Here is a 14,919-nt window from a genome sequence, read left to right on the forward strand (position 1 = left end):
TCATGCCCTCGTCCCCGGGCGGACCCGCCCGCACTCCCGGCCCCGCCCGCACCCCCGGCCCCGACCGCCCTTCGCCCGCGCCGGGGCGCAGCTCCCTGCGCGCCCTCGGCGAGTGGTGCGCGCGCCACTCGGTCCTCGTGATCGTGCTCTGGCTGGTCGCACTGGCCGGCGTCCAGGTGATCGACCGGGCGGTCGGCGGGACGTTCTCGGACGACTTCTCGCTCTCGAACACCCAGGCGCAGGAGGGGCGCGACGTCCTCCAGGAGCACGAGCCGTCGGTGGGCGGCACCAGCGCCCAGGTGGTGCTCCACGACGCCCAGCCGCTGACCTCCTTCCAGAGCCAGGTCGACCAGGCGGTCGGCTCGCTGCGCCAACTGCCGCACGTGCAGTCCGCGCAGAGCCCGCTGCCGCCCCCGGGCCAGCCGGCCCCGCCCGGCGGCCCGCTCTCCACGGACGGCCTCACCGGCTACATCACCCTCCGCTTCGACGTGAACCCCACCACCCTGGGCGACGCCTTCCTCGACGAGGTGGACGCGGCCGTCGCCCCGCTGCGGGACGCCGGGGTCGAGGTCGAGTACGGCGGGCCGCTCGGTGAGCTGGCGCGTCCGGCCCCCGACGACCGGCTCAGCGAACTGATCGGCTTCGCGGTCGCGATCGTCGTCCTGCTGATCGGCTTCGGCAGCGTCATCGCGGCCGGCCTGCCGCTGGTGACCGCCCTGATCGGCGCCGTCGTCGGCCTCGGGCTGCTCGGCCTGCTGGCCGCGGCCACCACGTTCGCGACCGTGGCCCCGACCCTGGCGACCATGATCGGCATCGGGGTCGGCATCGACTACGCCCTCTTCCTGCTCACCCGGCACCGGCAGGACCTCATGGACGGCAAGGACCCGGTGTCGGCCGCCGGGCACGCGGTGGCCACCAGCGGCCGGGCGGTGCTGGTCTCCGGCTGCACGGTGGTCATCGCCCTGGCCGGCCTGGTCGTCTCGCGGGTCAACTTCATCGCCAAGCTCGGCGCCGCCGCCGGGGTGACGGTGGTCTCCGCCGTGCTGGCCGCGCTGACCCTGCTCCCCGCGCTGATGGGCCTGATCGGCCGCCGGATGGACCGCTGGACGGTGCACCGGCCGGTCGCCGAGACCGGGGCCGCACCCGGCGAGGAGATCACCGGCAGCTGGCACCGCTACGCCCAGCGGGTCGAGCGCCGCCCCTGGTGGTTCCTGGCCGCCGGGGTGATCACCGTCGGTGTCCTCGCCATCCCGCTCTTCTCCATCCAGCTCGGCCACATCGACGACGGGGCCGACCCGACCTCCTTCACCGACCGGCGCGCCTTCGACCTGATGTCGGATGCCTTCGGCCCCGGCTCGAACGGTCCGATCACCGTGGTCGTCGACCAGACCGCCGTCCCGGCCGACGCCCGCCCTGCGCTGCAGAGCTCCGTGCAGCAGGCGCTCGCCGGCGTGCCCGGCACGGCCGGCGTCACCCCGCTCCAGAGCAGTTCCGACGGCGACGTGCTGTTCACCACCGTCACGCCGGCGCAGCGGCCGCAGGACCGGCAGACCACCGACCTGGTGAACGACCTGTCCGGCACCGTCCTGCCGCAGGCCGTGGCGGGCACCGGCGCCCGGGCGTACGTGACCGGAACGACCGCCGCCCAGGTCGAGTTCGGCGACATCGTCGCCGCGCGCCTGCTGCCGATCATCGCGGTCGTGGTCGGGCTGGCCTTCCTGATCATCCTCGTCGTCTTCCGCGGCCTGCTGATCGCGGTCAAGGCCGCCGTCCTCAACCTGCTCTCCATCGCAGCCTCGTACGGCGTCGTCGTGGCGGTCTTCCAGTGGGGCTGGGGCGGTCCCGCGCTCGGGGTGTCGGGCACCGTGCCGATCGAGAGCTACGTGCCGATGATGATGTTCGCCATCGTCTTCGGCCTCAGCATGGACTACGAGATCTTCCTGCTCTCGCGGGTGCACGAGGCCTGGTTGCGCACCGGGGACAGCCGGGGCAGCGTCGCGCATGCCCTGGAGATCACCGCCCGCGTGATCAGCTGCGCGGCGCTCATCATGGTCAGCGTCTTCGCCGCGTTCGTCGTCAGCGACAACATCGTCATCAAGATGATGGGCCTCGGCCTGGCCGTCAGCGTGCTGATCGACGCCACCGTCGTGCGGCTGCTCCTGGTGCCCGCCGTGATGACCCTGCTCGGTCCGGCGGCCTGGTGGACGCCCCGGGTGCTGGACCGGGTCCTGCCGCACATCGACACCGAGGGTGAGCGGTCGTGACCAGGTTCGGCACCCTCAGGCGTTGAGGGAGACCAGCGTGACGATGGTGATGTCGGACGGGGCTCCGACCCGGACCGGCGGACCCCAGGCGCCGGCGCCGCGGGTCACGTAGAGCTGGGTGTCGCCGTACCGCTCCAGCCCGGCGACGGTGGGGTTGGCCAGTTCGGCGAGGTGGTTGCCGGGCCAGAGCTGGCCGCCGTGGGTGTGGCCGGAGAGCTGGAGGTCGACGCCGTGCCGCACGGCGTCGTGAATGGTGACCGGCTGATGCGAGAGCAGCACCGAGGTGCGGGAGCGGTCGCGGTCGCCGAGCGCCCTGGCGAAGTCCGGGCCGTCGCCCTCGGAGCGCCCGGCGAGGTCGTTCACCCCGGCCAGGTCGAAGCCGGGCAGCTCGACGCGCGCGTTCTGCAGCGGGTGGACGCCCAGCTCGCGGACGAAGTCCACCCAGGGCGCCGCGCCGGAGAAGTACTCGTGGTTGCCGGTGACGAAGTAGGCGCCGTCGCGCGCCCGCAGCTGTGCCAAGGGCTCGGCGGCACGGCCGAGTTCGGGCACCGTGCCGTCCACCAGGTCGCCCACGATCGCGATCAGGTCGGGCTGTGCGCCGTTGATCGTGTCGACGATCCGCTGCGTGTGGCCGCGGCCGAGGATCGGGCCGAGGTGGATGTCGCTGACCACGGCGATCCGGTAGCCGTGCGCGCGGGCGGGCAGCTTGGCCAGCGGCACGGTGACCTGCTTCAGCCGCGGCCCGCGCAGCACCCCGTACGCGCCGTTGCCGACGATGGCCGCCGCCGCGCCGGAGGCGCCGATCGCGACCGTCCGGGCGACGAAGAGCCGGCGCTCGGGCGAGGGGGCGGTCTGCGGCGCCTCGCCGGCCGGCCCCTCCTCCGCCGGCGTCGCGGCCGGGCGGCGCGGGAGCCGGAGCAGCAGCGGCCGGACGGCCTCGCCGACCGCGAGGGCGAGCAGCAGGTAGAGCAGCACCGCCAGCCAGAGGTACCCGGGCCAGGCGAGCCATCGCTCGACGGACAGCGGGAGCTGCCGCCCGCCGACCAGGGCCCCGACCGACAGCAGCGGCAGCACGACGGCGAGCACCGTCCCGGTCCGGCGCCACCGGCCGCCCGGCACGGAGACGTCGCGCACCAGGCGCCGCCAGAGGTACCAGTGCGCGAGAACCAGGACGGCGAGGACGGCGAGCAGGCCGAGCACCACGAGGACGATCATCACGCGGACAGTATGGACGGCCCGGCGGCGAGCTCCCGCGCCGGGCCCCCGGAGGCCCGAACAGCCTGACGCTGCCTCAGATTTGAGCTTTCCACGACACCTGTTCACCCACTCTGACCTGGCCTTTTATGTCCGCTGAGCGAACAGTTTCCGAGGCCTTGTTCCGATACTCGTAGGTAGAAGTTAGGTTGCACCGCAATGCGCGGGTCCGTCCCCCACCCTCCGGCGAACGAGCCGAGGGTCAGCCGCGCTGGAAAGGCACAGGGCACCCTCACATGAGTGCGGAAACCACCACCTCGGCCAAGAAGCCGTCGGTCGACGCCGGAACCCGGCATGACCACGGCCACGGCACATCCGGCCTCGGCGCCGACGGGCACCTGAAGCCCGGGCTCAAGAACCGCCACCTGTCGATGATCGCGATCGGCGGCGTGATCGGCGCCGGCCTCTTCGTCGGCTCCGGCGCGGGCATCGCGTCCACCGGTCCCGGCATCCTGCTCTCCTACACGCTCGCCGGCGTGCTGGTCGTGCTGGTGATGCGGATGCTCGGCGAGATGGCCGCGGCGGACCCGCAGAGCGGCTCGTTCTCCGCGTACGCGGACCGGGCGCTCGGCCGCTGGGCCGGGTTCACCATCGGCTGGCTGTACTGGTTCTTCTGGGTCGTGGTGCTGGCCGTCGAGGCCACTGCCGGAGCGAAGATCCTCAACAACTGGGTGCCCGGGGTACCGCAGTGGGGGTGGGCGCTGATCGTGATGGCGGTGCTGACCGCCACCAACCTCTTCTCGGTCGCCTCGTACGGCGAGTTCGAGTTCTGGTTCGCCGGGATCAAGGTGGTGGCGATCGCCGCCTTCCTGGTGATCGGTGTCCTGGCCGCGTTCGGGCTGCTGCCCGGCACCCACGCGGTCGGCACGGAGAACCTGACCGGCCACGGCGGCTTCCTGCCGCACGGTGTGGGAGCGGTCTTCACCGGCATGCTGACAGTCGTCTTCGCCTTCATGGGCAGCGAGATCGTCACCCTGGCCGCCGGCGAGTCGGAGGACCCGGAGAAGGCGGTCAGCAAGGCCACCAACAGCGTGATCTGGCGGATCGGCGTCTTCTACCTGGGCTCCATCCTGCTCGTGGTCACCCTGCTGCCGTGGGACTCCGACGCCGTCAAGGGCAGCCCGTACGTGGCCGTGCTGGAGCACGTCGGCATCCCGGGCGCCGGCCAGGTGATGGACGTGATCGTGCTGACGGCCGTGCTCTCCTGCCTCAACTCGGGCATGTACACCGCCTCGCGGATGGCGTTCTCGCTCGGCCAGCGCGGCGACGCGCCCAAGGCCTTCGCCACCGTGACCCGGCGCGGCGTGCCGCTGGTCGCCATCCTCTCCTCGGTGGTCTTCGGCTTCGTCGCCGTCTTCTTCAACTACACCTCCCCCGACACCGTCTTCTCCTTCCTGCTCAACTCCTCCGGCGCGGTCGCGCTCTTCGTCTGGCTGGTGATCTGCTTCTCCCAGCTGAAGATGCGCAAGATCATCGAGAACGAGATGCCGGAGCGCCTGACCGTGCGGATGTGGCTGTACCCCTACCTCACCTGGGCCGCCATCGGCATGATCGGGTTCGTGATGGCGTACATGTTCACCGACGCCGACGGGCGCAAGCAGATGTACCTGTCGCTGGTCGCCGCAGCCATCGTGCTGACGGCATCGGCCGTGGTGGGCCGCCGGCGGCGGGCCGCGGCGGTGGCACCGACTGCCTGATCCGGACCGCGCCGCCCGCGCACACCGGGCCCGGGAGTCGTTGTGACGGCTCCCGGGCCCGGTGCCGTCTCCCCTCGGACTCCGCTTCGGCACCGGACCATGACGAGGCGGATATGACCTGCCGGCGGCCGGCCCCTACCCTTTCCCCCTATGCGAGATCTTGTGGCGGGGACGAAGTACCTGGCCGAGGGCCAGAAGTGGGTGGGGCGGCATGGCCGCTGGTGGGCGTTCGGGATGATCCCCGCGCTGCTCACCCTGATCGGGTACGCGGTGGCGCTGGGGTTCCTCGGCGGCTGGTCGGAGGAGCTCGCCGCCTGGGCCACCCCCTTCGCCGACGACTGGGGCTCGCCCTGGCAGGGCCTGCTGCGCGGCGCGCTCGCGCTGATCGTCTTCGGCGGCGGGCTGCTGATCTCGCTGATCACCTTCACCGCCGTCACGCTCCTGGTCGGCCAGCCGTTCTACGAGTCGCTCTGCGAGAAGGTGGACGAGAGCGAGGGCGGCGCACCCACCCCGCCGGACGTGCCGCTCTGGCGCGAGCTGGCGGTCTCCGCGCGCGACAGCCTGTACGTGCTGGTGCGGGTGGCCGGGTTCGGCGTCCTGCTGTTCGCCTGCGGGTTCATCCCGGTGGTCGGGCAGACGCTGGTGCCGGTCGCCGGTTTCCTGGTCTCCGGCTTCTTCATGGCGGTCGAGCTGACCGCGGTCGCCCTCCAGCGGCGCGGGGTGCCGCAGCGCGAGCGGATCCGGCTGCTGCGCGCCCGTCTCGGACTGGCGCTCGGCTTCGGCGTGCCGCTGATCCTGGCCTTCCTGGTCCCGTTCGTCACCGTTCTGGCCATGCCGGGCGCCGTCGCCGGCGCCACGCTGCTGGCCCGGGACCTGGTGCCGGTCGAGGAGGCCGGGAGCGAGGCGGAAGGGGAGCAGGAAGAGGTGGACGGCCCCGCCGACGGGCCCGCCCCTGGCTTCCCCTCCTACCCGGCGTACACGGAGCAGCGGCCGGTGCCCGGCAACCCGTACGCGAACGCTCCGGTGGCGGCCGAGCACAACCCGTACCGGAGCCACTGATCCGGTGACCGGCCGGTCACCCTGCGCCCATCCGCGGGCATCCCGGGTGTGAAGCCGCCCACAGCGCCTCTCCCGCCTACTACCGTCGATAGTGGCCGGCCGCACGCGGAGGCGACCCGGAGGCCCGGGTGCGGACCGGTCGGACCGGCCCGCAGCCGGCCGGGAACCGGCGGGAGGCCGGAAGAACGCAGGCGGCGGGCCCGTTCGGGCCGACCGTTCGTCGACGGTACAAGCGATTCACCCCCTGTTTGAACAAAACGGACAAATCACTCAGAAGCGCCCGGCTCCGGCCGGGCGCTTTCGCCGTTCCCCCCGCGTCGGCCACTACTGCGCGTAGTATCCGGCGCCTTTGCCGCCCGCGCCGCGCTCTGCCAAGAATGGCCCGTCGCCAGGCAGCGCGAACGGCCCCACGGCCGCCGCGCACCCCGCCCGCCCCGCCTTCACCGCCGGGGTGCCATGGCCGTCCCGGACGGCATTGCGGGCCCCCGCTCACCCGAGCCCCGCCCCGCGTGCCGGATGCCACCGCGCCCCCGACACGGCCCCCGACGGAAAAGGATCGCCCGCTCCATGCAGCTCAGCCATGCCCGCCGCAACTCGCTGATCACCGGTATCACCACCCTCGTGGTGGCGAGCGCGGCCACCGCCGCCCTCGCCATTCCGCAGAGGGGCGGCAACGTCGCCGAGGCCGCCGCCCCGGTGGCCGGTGTCTCCGGGGTCTCCGTGGACGGGCAGCCGGCTGCCGAGCAGGCCCCGGCCCCCCAGGCCGACGCCGCCGCGGCCGCCCAAGCACAGGCCGCCGCCCAGGCGCAGGCCGAGGCGGACGCCGCCGCTGCCGCGCAGGCCCAGGCCCAGGCCGCCGCCCAGGCACAGGCCCAGGCACAGGCCCAGGCCGACGCGAAGGCCCAGGCGGACGCCAAGGCCAAGGTCGACGCCCAGGCCGCCGCCTCCCGCTCGCAGGAGCGCCCGGCCCTCAACGCCAAGCCGAGCTACTCCGGCAGCCCGCGCGACATCGCCGCGCAGATCGTCCCGGCCGGCCAGCTGCAGTGCTTCAGCAACATCGTCTCCCACGAGAGCAGCTGGAACCCGCTCGCCGTCAACGCCTCCTCCGGCGCGTACGGCCTGGTCCAGGCCCTTCCCGGCTCCAAGATGGCCTCCGCCGGCTCCGACTGGCGCACCAACCCGGCCACCCAGATCAAGTGGGGCCTGGACTACATGAACTCCCGCTACGGCAGCCCCTGCGGCGCCTGGTCGTTCTGGCAGTCGCACCACTGGTACTAGGCCGGCCCCAGGCCGACCCCGGCATGTGCCGAGGACCCCGCGCGGAGCTCCGCGCGGGGTCCTCGGCTTTCCCGCCCATAGCCGCCTTTCCCGCCTACCGTGCCACACACAAAGGCGCGGGCCGCACGGGCAGGGCATGGCGCAGGGCCGTCGCTCTGGAGGACAAGCCATTCCACCGGGGCTCCGCTCTTGCGTCCGGCAAACGCCCAGATCAACGTGCCCTTGCCAATGCAAGCAAGTCCATAACTTCACGGCCTCGGCCGAAAGGGAAGTGATCTCGACGTCCGTGGCGGGTGCGTGCCCGGTGCCGCACGGGGAGCCCGACGCGCGACACCGGGTGGTGCCTTCGACTCCGGAGCGTCAGGGGTTCAGCAGCTGATCAGTCCCTTGAAACGCCCGAACTCGAAGGAGAGCTTGCTGGTCACCTTCTGGCCGGGCTGGAGCACGTAACACGTCGGGTCGGTGCGGTCCGCGTAGACGACCTTCGCACGCTGCTCGGTGCTGCAGTTGTTGGTGACGTCCACCCAGACGACGCCCAGGAGCCACTCCTGGGCCTGGACGCAGCTCGGAACGGTCGAGGCCGTCGTCGACGCGGTGGTCGTCGCCGCGCTCGCCACGCCCTGGCCGGCGGCCACCAAGGCCATTCCGCCCACGGTCGCTGCCGTGGCGCTCATGAATCGGCGCATCATGTTCACATTTCCTCCGTCACGGAATTCGCGCGGCAACTCCTTTTGGTCGCCATCGCCGTGAGATTCATTGAACGTCGCGTGATCCGCGGCGGAGTCCTGATCCGACGACCTGTCATGTTCCTGCATGGATGCGTGACCATCGCGGTAAAGGGGTGGCAAAAACCGGTCACCGGCGTTTCCCGGCGGCGGCGCCGGTTTTTCGATGCTCTGCGAATTCTTGATAAAAAACCTTGCCCAGGGGGAGTTCATGGGCTGCTGCGTCCGCGACTGCGAGCGCCTGCCCGAACATCACGAGGCCATGGTCCGGTGGTCAACGATCATCCTCACGGCCCGGCGCCTCGCCCGACCGGCCCCCGGGGAACGCCGGGTGCGGTGCTGACGTGGACGCGCCCGGCACGACGGGTGAAGATATGGCGCACGCTCGTACGATTTGACGGGTATTGCTCAGAATTACGGGGCGTCAGGCCTTTGCCACCTCCCGCGTCCGCTCCTACGCTCCGGCCTCATGCCCTCACCTCTGATCAGCGTCGTACTCCCCGCCTACGACCAGCAGAAACAGCTCCCGGAGTGCCTGGACTCGCTGCTCGCCCAGTCCTTCCGCGACTTCGAGGTCATCGTGGTCGCGGACCGGTCCCCCGACTCCCCGGCCGGGCTCGTCGACACGTTCGCGGCCCGGCACCCGCAGATCACGGCGCTCCACCTGGACGCCTCCGTCGGCGTCGGCGTCAGCCGCAACGCGGGCGCGGCCCGGGCGCGCGGCGAGTACCTGCTCTTCCTCGACGCCGACCACCTGCTGCCCCGGGACGCCCTGCAGTCCCTGGCCGACCGGCTGGCACAGACCGGGCCGGTGGACGTGCTGCTGTTCGGACACACCCGGCGGCACGGCGGGCGGGACTGGCCGGGCGGCGCGGAGGCACTGCTGGCCGAGGCCGGGCCGGAGGTGTTCGGGCCGCTGGACCACCCCGAGCTGGTCGGCGCGCCCGCGCTGGCCTGGGACCGGCTGCTGCGCCGCGAGCACTGGCAGGGCCGGGAGCTCACCTTCCCGGACGGCCGGTACGAGGAGATCCCGCCGGTCCACGCGGCGATGCTGACCGCCCGGCGGATCGCCGTCCTGCCGCGCGCCTGCGCCCAGCTGCGCCGCCGCGAGACCGTCCACCCGACCGGCTCGCCCGGGAGCAGCCGGTTCGACATCTTCGAGCAGTACGAGCGGAGCTTCGCGCTGCTGGACGAACTGGTGGCGCAGCGACCCGAGCTGGACGCCGTCCGGGACGCGCTGTTCATCCGGATGGTCCGGCACTACCTCTTCGTCTTCGACCTCGCCGGGTGCGTGTCGCGCGCCGAGCGTCCGCAGTTCTTCCACCGCGCCGCCGAGCACCACCGCCGGTTCCTCCCGGCCGGGCACCGCCGGCCCGGAGGCCGCGAGGGCGTGAAGTTCTCCCTCCTGGCGGGCGGCGCCTACCCGGCGTTCGAGATGGCCAAGCTCTCCCACATCGCCAAGGGCACCCTCACCGGCTCGGCGCGGCGCAAGGCCTCCTGACGGCGGTCACACGTGGGCCGTGCCGCCGCCCTCGGCCATCGCGGCGGCGATCCGCCGGGCGGTCGCGGCCCACGCCTCGACGGACGGCGCCGGCAGGAGGTCCATCCAGAGCGGGAGGGTGGAGCCGCGCAGCTGCATCATGCCCTCGGGCCGGGCGATCAGCCACAGGTGCAGGTGCGCGGCGCCGTCACCCCACCTGTTGACGTGCACCCGGGCGATGCCGCCGAGCGAGAGCAGGGCCGCCTCGACCCGCTGGAGCATCGGGCCCAGCTCGGCGGCGCGCCCGGGCGGCAGGTCGAACAGGTCGTGGTGGGCGCGCGGCTGGAGCAGGACGACGGCGGGCAGTCCGGAGGGGGCCTCGGCGGTGCTCAGCCGCCAGTGCTCGTCCGTCCAGAGGAAGTCCGCGTCCGGGCGGGCGCACTGCTTGCAGCTCTCCGGCCCGTCCTCGCCCTGGCGGGGCGGTTCGGGCAGCTCGGGCGCGTCCAGCACCTTGGTCCGCAGCTCGCCCTCGTACGGGAAGATGTCCCAGGACGGGGCGCCGTCGACCGGGAAGGGCGGCCGCTCGCCGATCGGCAGGCCGGCGAGGTAGGGGCTGGTTCCGGCGGTGGCGCCGGCCTCGTTCTCGGAGATCATGACACCCGACCCTGCCAGATGACACCCCGTCGGAGGTACCCCGGGGTGGCCCGTACCGCGGGCGGGGGCCCGGCTGCGATGATCGGCGGCGGTACGCCAGCCCGCCCCACCCCGGGAGGTCCACCGTGAGCCGACCGTCCGCCACCCCCGGCGCCGACCTCGCCCGGGAGTTGGCCGCCACGCTGCGCGGCGAGGTCCGCTTCGGCGCCGCCGAGCGCACCGTCTACAGCCACGACGCCTCCAACTACCGCCACCTGCCGCTCGGCGTGGTCAAGCCGGCCGACCTGGACGACGTGCGCACCGCGCTCGCGCTCTGCCGCCAGTACGGGGTGCCGGTGGTGCCGCGCGGGGCCGGGACCAGCATCGGCGGGCAGGCGATCGGCCCGGGCGCCGTCGTCCTGGACTTCCGGCGTCACCTGGGCGCGGTGCTCGGGGTGGACCCGGCACGCCGCACCGCCCGGGTCGAGCCCGGCGCCGTCCTGGACGACCTCCAACGGGCCGCCCGTCCGCACGGGCTGCGGTTCGGGCCCGACCCGTCCACGCACAGCCGGTGCACGCTCGGCGGCATGATCGGCAACGACTCCTGCGGCGCGCACTCGGTGGCCTGGGGACGGACGGCCGACAATGTGGAGTCGCTGGACCTACTGCTCGCCGACGGCACCGAGCTGACCGTCGGCGGCCCGCTAGGGCCCGACGCGCGCGCCGCGCTGCTGGAGCTGCCCGGCGGGGCCGGCCGACTCCACCGCGAACTCCGGGAGTTCACCGACCGCAATCTCGCCCTGATCCGCCAGGGCATGCCGGACCTGCCCCGCCGTACCTCCGGCTACCCGCTGGACGCGCTGCTGCCCGAGCGGGGGTACGACCTCGCCCGGGCGCTCACCGGCACCGAGGGCACCTGCGCGCTGCTGCTCGGCGCGACCGTCCGGCTGGTCGAGGACCCGCCGGTCCGCGTCCTCGTGGTGGCCGGCTACCCCGACGAGACCGCCGCCGCCGACGCCGTCCCCGCGCTGCTGCCCCTGCGTCCGCTGACCGTCGAGGGGATGGCCGCCGACCTGATCGCCGCGCTGCTCGCCGCCGGGCCGCGCCCGCCGGCCCTGGACCGGCTGCCCGAGGGCGCCTGCTGGCTCTTCCTGGAGGCCGGCGGCGCCACCGCGGCCGAGGCGCTCGACGCCGCGCGCCGACTCGCCGACGCGGTACGGCGCGAGCGGTCCGCCACTGTCACCGTGGTCACCGACCGCGGGGAGCAGCGCCAGCTCTGGGGGGTGCGCGAGGCCGGCGCCGGGATCGTCACCCGGCTGCCCGGGGGCGGCGAGGCCTGGCCCGGCTGGGAGGACTCGGCCGTCCCGCCGGAGCGCCTCGGCGACTACCTGCGCGACCTGCGGGCCCTGCTGCGCCGGCACAGCCTGCGCGGAGTGCCGTACGGGCACTTCGGAGAGGGCTGCGTCCACCTGCGGATCGACTTCCCCCTCACCGAGCCCCAAGGGGTGCTGGTGTTCCGGGAGTTCATGGAGCAGGCCGCCGATCTCGCGGTCTCGTACGGGGGTTCGCTCTCCGGCGAGCACGGCGACGGGCAGGCCCGGGGCGAGCTGCTGCCGCGCATGTACCGGCCCGAAATCATCGCCCTGTTCGGCGAGTTCAAGCGCGTCTGGGATCCCGGGAACCTGCTCAACCCGGGCGCCCTGGTCGACCCTCGCCCGCTCGACTCCGACCTGCGCTTCGCCGGGCCGGTCCGCGAACTGCCGCTCGCCCTCCCGTACGAGCAGGACGACGGCAGCCTCGCCAAGGCGGTGCGCCGCTGCGTCGGCGTGGCCAAGTGCGTGGACCCCGATACCGGGGTGATGTGCCCGAGTTACATGGCCACCAGCGAGGAACGGCACTCCACCCGGGGCCGCGCCCGGCTGCTCGCCGAGATGCTGCGCGGCGGCGTGGGGGCCTCCGGGGGAGCGATCACGGACGGCTGGCGCTCGCCCGAGGTCCGGGAGGCGCTGGACCTCTGCCTCGGCTGCAAGGGCTGCGCGAGCGACTGCCCGGTCCACGTCGACATGGCCACCTACCGGACCGAGTTCCTGTACCAGCACTACCGCCACCGGCCACGGCCGCTCCCCCACTACTCGATGGGCTGGCTGCCGCTCTGGCTGCGGGCGGTCGCCCTCGCCCCCGGCGCCGCCAACCTGGCCGCCCGCTCCCCGGCGGCCGGACTGCTGAAGCGGCTCGGCGGGGTGGACCGGCGCCGGGTCGTCCCGGTCTTCCCACCCGAGACCTTCACCCGCTGGTACCGCCGCCACCGCGCCGCCCACCCGGCCCCGGCCGGCGCCCGGCCCGTCCTGCTCTGGCCGGACACCTTCTCCGACCACCTCCAGCCGAACGTGCTGCGCGCCGCCGTCGAGGTGCTGGAACACCTCGGCTTCGACGTCCGGCTGCCGGCCGGCCCGGTCTGCTGCGGCCTGACCTGGTATTCCACCGGCCAACTCGGCACCGCCCGGCGGGTGATGCGCCGCAGCCTGCGGGCGCTGGCCGCCACCGGACTGCCCGAGGACACCCCGGTGGTCGGCATGGACCCGAGCTGCACCGCCACCCTGCGCGAGGACGTGCCCCGCCTGCTCGGCCCCGACGGCAGCCCGATCGCCCGGCGGACCCGCACCTTCGCCGAGTTCGTCGACCAGTACGCGCCGGACGCCCCGCTCCCCCGGGCCCCCGTCGACGCGATCACCCAGACCCACTGCCACCAGCACGCCGTCCTCGGCACCGCCGCCGACCGCCGGGTCGAGGCCCGGATGGGCCTGCGGAACCGGGTACTGGACTCCGGCTGCTGCGGCCTGGCCGGCAACTTCGGCTTCGAGCGGGGCCACTTCGAGGTGTCGGAGGCGATCGCCGAGCGCGTCCTGCTCCCGGAGGTCCGGGCCGCCGCACCGTCCACCGTGATCCTCGCCGACGGCTTCAGCTGCCGCACCCAGATCTCCCAACTCGCCGAGGGGCGGCAGTCGCTGCACCTGGCGGAGCTGATGCAGCGGGCGCTGCACGAGGACGGTTGACGATCCGGAGCCCCACCCGCACGGTCTTCTCCCCCGGGGAATCACCGGAGTTGAATGGCCGTCACCGACTCGGCCAAGCGTCCACCGAGGTTCCGGGGGTTACGGGGAATGCTGGTGGAGGCTCGGGCGGCAGATGTCCGACGACGAGCGTCCGTTCACCCTGGCGTGCGCCAACGACCTCGCTGTCCATCGTCGCCGGGCCGGGGACTCCCGCGCGGCCGCCCGGGACGGCCGCGCAACGGTGGACGCCCTCATCCGGGCGGTCGGGCCGGCCGTAGGCTCGCCCCGTGACGGATGAGATACAGCGGCTCGTCGAAGGGCTGGCCGGCCGGGAGTTCGTGGGGGACGTGTGCATGCTCCTCGACGAGCACCTGGAGCGCGGTGACACGGCGTACCTGGCTGCCTTCGGCACGGCACTGCACGCACGCTACGGCTCGGGTGAGTCGGGTGCCGAGCACCAATACCTGTTCGACCGGATCCTGTGGGACGTGACCACCACACCAGGGCGGGAGAACGTCGGGCACGCGATGCGGCTGGGGCTCGCCACCGGGACACGGACCGGCGGGCCGGTCCGCCGCGCGGCCGCCGTTCTGGCCGCCCACCAGTCCGTGGCGGACCTCGCAGCACTGTTCGCACCGGGCCGGCCGTACGACGACACCCCTGACGAGTTGCGCGCCTGCCTGGTCCACGAACTGGTGCTCCGGGACGCACCGGTCGCGCAGTCGCCGGAAGCGGTGCGGTGGGCGGCGAACTCGCCGCTCTGGAACGACCACCCGCTGGCCTGGCTGCCCTGGTCGCTCTCCCCGGTGGAGCGCAGGCCCGCTCTGCCGAGGTACTCCCGCGGCGGGGTGGCGTACGGCTCGGGTTACGGGCTGCCGCAGGGCGCCAGGCCGCCGGGCGGGGATCCCGACGGCGTGCCGTCCGTGCGACGGATCGCCGAGGAGCACACGATCACCGCGGCCGTGGAACCCTGGGCGCGGCGGCACAACGGGCGGGTCGAGTCGGGGATCTACCTCACCGACGCTCCCATCGGCCCCGGCGCCGTGCACGCCGTCCTGGCCTCGCTCCCCATGGCCTGCCTGGCGGACCTGGCCGACCCCGGCCATCTCACGGTCCGCACGGGATCGCCGGCGGAGGCCTGGCGCCTGCTCTTCGCCGCGGCATCCACCGGCGCAGGCCCGGAGAGCGACTGGTGCTACGGCGCGTACGGCCGCCTGGCCGCGTGGCAGTCACTGGCAGCCCTGTCGGGCGCGGCCCACGGCGCCTCGCCCGCCGAGGTGGAGCAGCGGGCACAGGAGTGCGCCTGGTACGGCTTCCAGGCGTCCACGCGCTGGTTCAACCAGGATTCCAAGGACTTCGCGCTCCTGGCCCTCTCGCCCGGAGGCCACCGGCTGGCCGTGCTGGCAGCCACCGACTACGAGGGCGGGTAGCCCCGAAGCGGCCGGTCCCGGGCACCGGCGCACCGGGAGGTGCCCG

Annotated in this window: 11 protein-coding genes; 7 read left to right on the forward strand and 4 right to left on the reverse strand. The window is 73.5% G+C overall.

Annotated features, from left to right (window positions below; translation table 11 throughout):
- Positions 1-2: 2 nt before the first annotated feature.
- Positions 3-2,264, forward strand: coding sequence for an MMPL family transporter (locus ACZ3YO_RS03360; RefSeq protein WP_465564242.1), 2,262 nt, complete (start codon positions 3-5; stop codon positions 2,262-2,264).
- 15 nt (positions 2,265-2,279) lie between these two features.
- Here the strand turns inward: ACZ3YO_RS03360 and ACZ3YO_RS03365 are convergent, their stop codons facing one another.
- Complete coding sequence (locus tag ACZ3YO_RS03365) at positions 2,280-3,479, reverse strand: metallophosphoesterase (protein WP_465565192.1); 1,200 nt, start codon at positions 3,477-3,479, stop codon at positions 2,280-2,282.
- Positions 3,480-3,754: 275 nt separating this feature from the next.
- Here ACZ3YO_RS03365 and ACZ3YO_RS03370 point away from each other — a divergent pair, with 275 nt between their 5' ends.
- The 3 genes from ACZ3YO_RS03370 (at position 3,755) to ACZ3YO_RS03380 (ending at position 7,552) form a co-directional block, all read left to right on the forward strand.
- A complete protein-coding gene (locus ACZ3YO_RS03370) occupies positions 3,755-5,215 on the forward strand; it encodes an amino acid permease (RefSeq protein ID WP_465564245.1) in 1,461 nt (486 codons plus the stop codon).
- Between the two features lie 150 nt (positions 5,216-5,365).
- Entirely contained in the window at positions 5,366-6,274 is a 909-nt protein-coding gene (locus ACZ3YO_RS03375) for an EI24 domain-containing protein (protein ID WP_465564248.1), read from the forward strand.
- Positions 6,275-6,841: 567 nt separating this feature from the next.
- Positions 6,842-7,552, forward strand: coding sequence for an aggregation-promoting factor C-terminal-like domain-containing protein (locus ACZ3YO_RS03380; protein ID WP_465564251.1), 711 nt, complete (start codon positions 6,842-6,844; stop codon positions 7,550-7,552).
- 368 nt (positions 7,553-7,920) lie between these two features.
- Here the strand turns inward: ACZ3YO_RS03380 and ACZ3YO_RS03385 are convergent, their stop codons facing one another.
- Positions 7,921-8,226 carry a hypothetical protein gene (locus ACZ3YO_RS03385; RefSeq protein ID WP_465564254.1) on the reverse strand — a complete coding sequence of 102 codons (306 nt, stop codon included), beginning with the start codon at positions 8,224-8,226 and terminating at the stop codon, positions 7,921-7,923.
- Positions 8,227-8,407: 181 nt separating this feature from the next.
- Positions 8,408-8,533, reverse strand: a complete 126-nt coding sequence (locus ACZ3YO_RS03390; protein WP_465564257.1) for a hypothetical protein — start codon at positions 8,531-8,533, stop codon at positions 8,408-8,410.
- Positions 8,534-8,746: 213 nt separating this feature from the next.
- Between ACZ3YO_RS03390 and ACZ3YO_RS03395 the strand changes: the two genes are divergently transcribed.
- Positions 8,747-9,778, forward strand: a complete 1,032-nt coding sequence (locus ACZ3YO_RS03395) for a glycosyltransferase family 2 protein (protein ID WP_465564260.1) — start codon at positions 8,747-8,749, stop codon at positions 9,776-9,778.
- A 6-nt stretch (positions 9,779-9,784) separates the two neighbouring features.
- On the opposite strand, the gene ACZ3YO_RS03400 is transcribed toward ACZ3YO_RS03395, so the two are convergent.
- Positions 9,785-10,411 (reverse strand): hypothetical protein, encoded by a 627-nt coding sequence (locus ACZ3YO_RS03400; RefSeq protein WP_465564263.1) that lies wholly within the window; start codon positions 10,409-10,411, stop codon positions 9,785-9,787.
- A gap of 125 nt (positions 10,412-10,536) precedes the next feature.
- Here ACZ3YO_RS03400 and ACZ3YO_RS03405 point away from each other — a divergent pair, with 125 nt between their 5' ends.
- Both ACZ3YO_RS03405 and ACZ3YO_RS03410 read left to right on the forward strand, forming a co-directional pair.
- The gene (locus ACZ3YO_RS03405; RefSeq protein ID WP_465564266.1) at positions 10,537-13,443 is read left to right on the forward strand and encodes an FAD-binding and (Fe-S)-binding domain-containing protein; all 2,907 of its coding nucleotides are present in this window, start codon (positions 10,537-10,539) and stop codon (positions 13,441-13,443) included.
- 287 nt (positions 13,444-13,730) lie between these two features.
- A complete protein-coding gene (locus ACZ3YO_RS03410) occupies positions 13,731-14,873 on the forward strand; it encodes a DUF6183 family protein (protein ID WP_465564268.1) in 1,143 nt (380 codons plus the stop codon).
- Positions 14,874-14,919: the final 46 nt, after the last annotated feature.

The organism is Kitasatospora sp. NPDC022785 (assembly GCF_055561295.1).

Excerpts from the sequence above, each read along its gene's own strand:
- ACZ3YO_RS03375 (WP_465564248.1), top strand. The coding sequence starts at position 5,366 with ATGCGAGATCTTGTGGCGGGGACGAAGTACCTGGCCGAGGGCCAGAAG.
- ACZ3YO_RS03395 (WP_465564260.1), top strand. The coding sequence starts at position 8,747 with ATGCCCTCACCTCTGATCAGCGTCGTACTCCCCGCCTACGACCAGCAG.
- ACZ3YO_RS03370 (WP_465564245.1), top strand. The coding sequence starts at position 3,755 with ATGAGTGCGGAAACCACCACCTCGGCCAAGAAGCCGTCGGTCGACGCC.
- ACZ3YO_RS03365 (WP_465565192.1), bottom strand. The coding sequence starts at position 3,479 with ATGATCGTCCTCGTGGTGCTCGGCCTGCTCGCCGTCCTCGCCGTCCTG.
- ACZ3YO_RS03385 (WP_465564254.1), bottom strand. The coding sequence starts at position 8,226 with ATGAGCGCCACGGCAGCGACCGTGGGCGGAATGGCCTTGGTGGCCGCC.
- ACZ3YO_RS03380 (WP_465564251.1), top strand. The coding sequence starts at position 6,842 with ATGCAGCTCAGCCATGCCCGCCGCAACTCGCTGATCACCGGTATCACC.
- ACZ3YO_RS03360 (WP_465564242.1), top strand. The coding sequence starts at position 3 with ATGCCCTCGTCCCCGGGCGGACCCGCCCGCACTCCCGGCCCCGCCCGC.
- ACZ3YO_RS03400 (WP_465564263.1), bottom strand. The coding sequence starts at position 10,411 with ATGATCTCCGAGAACGAGGCCGGCGCCACCGCCGGAACCAGCCCCTAC.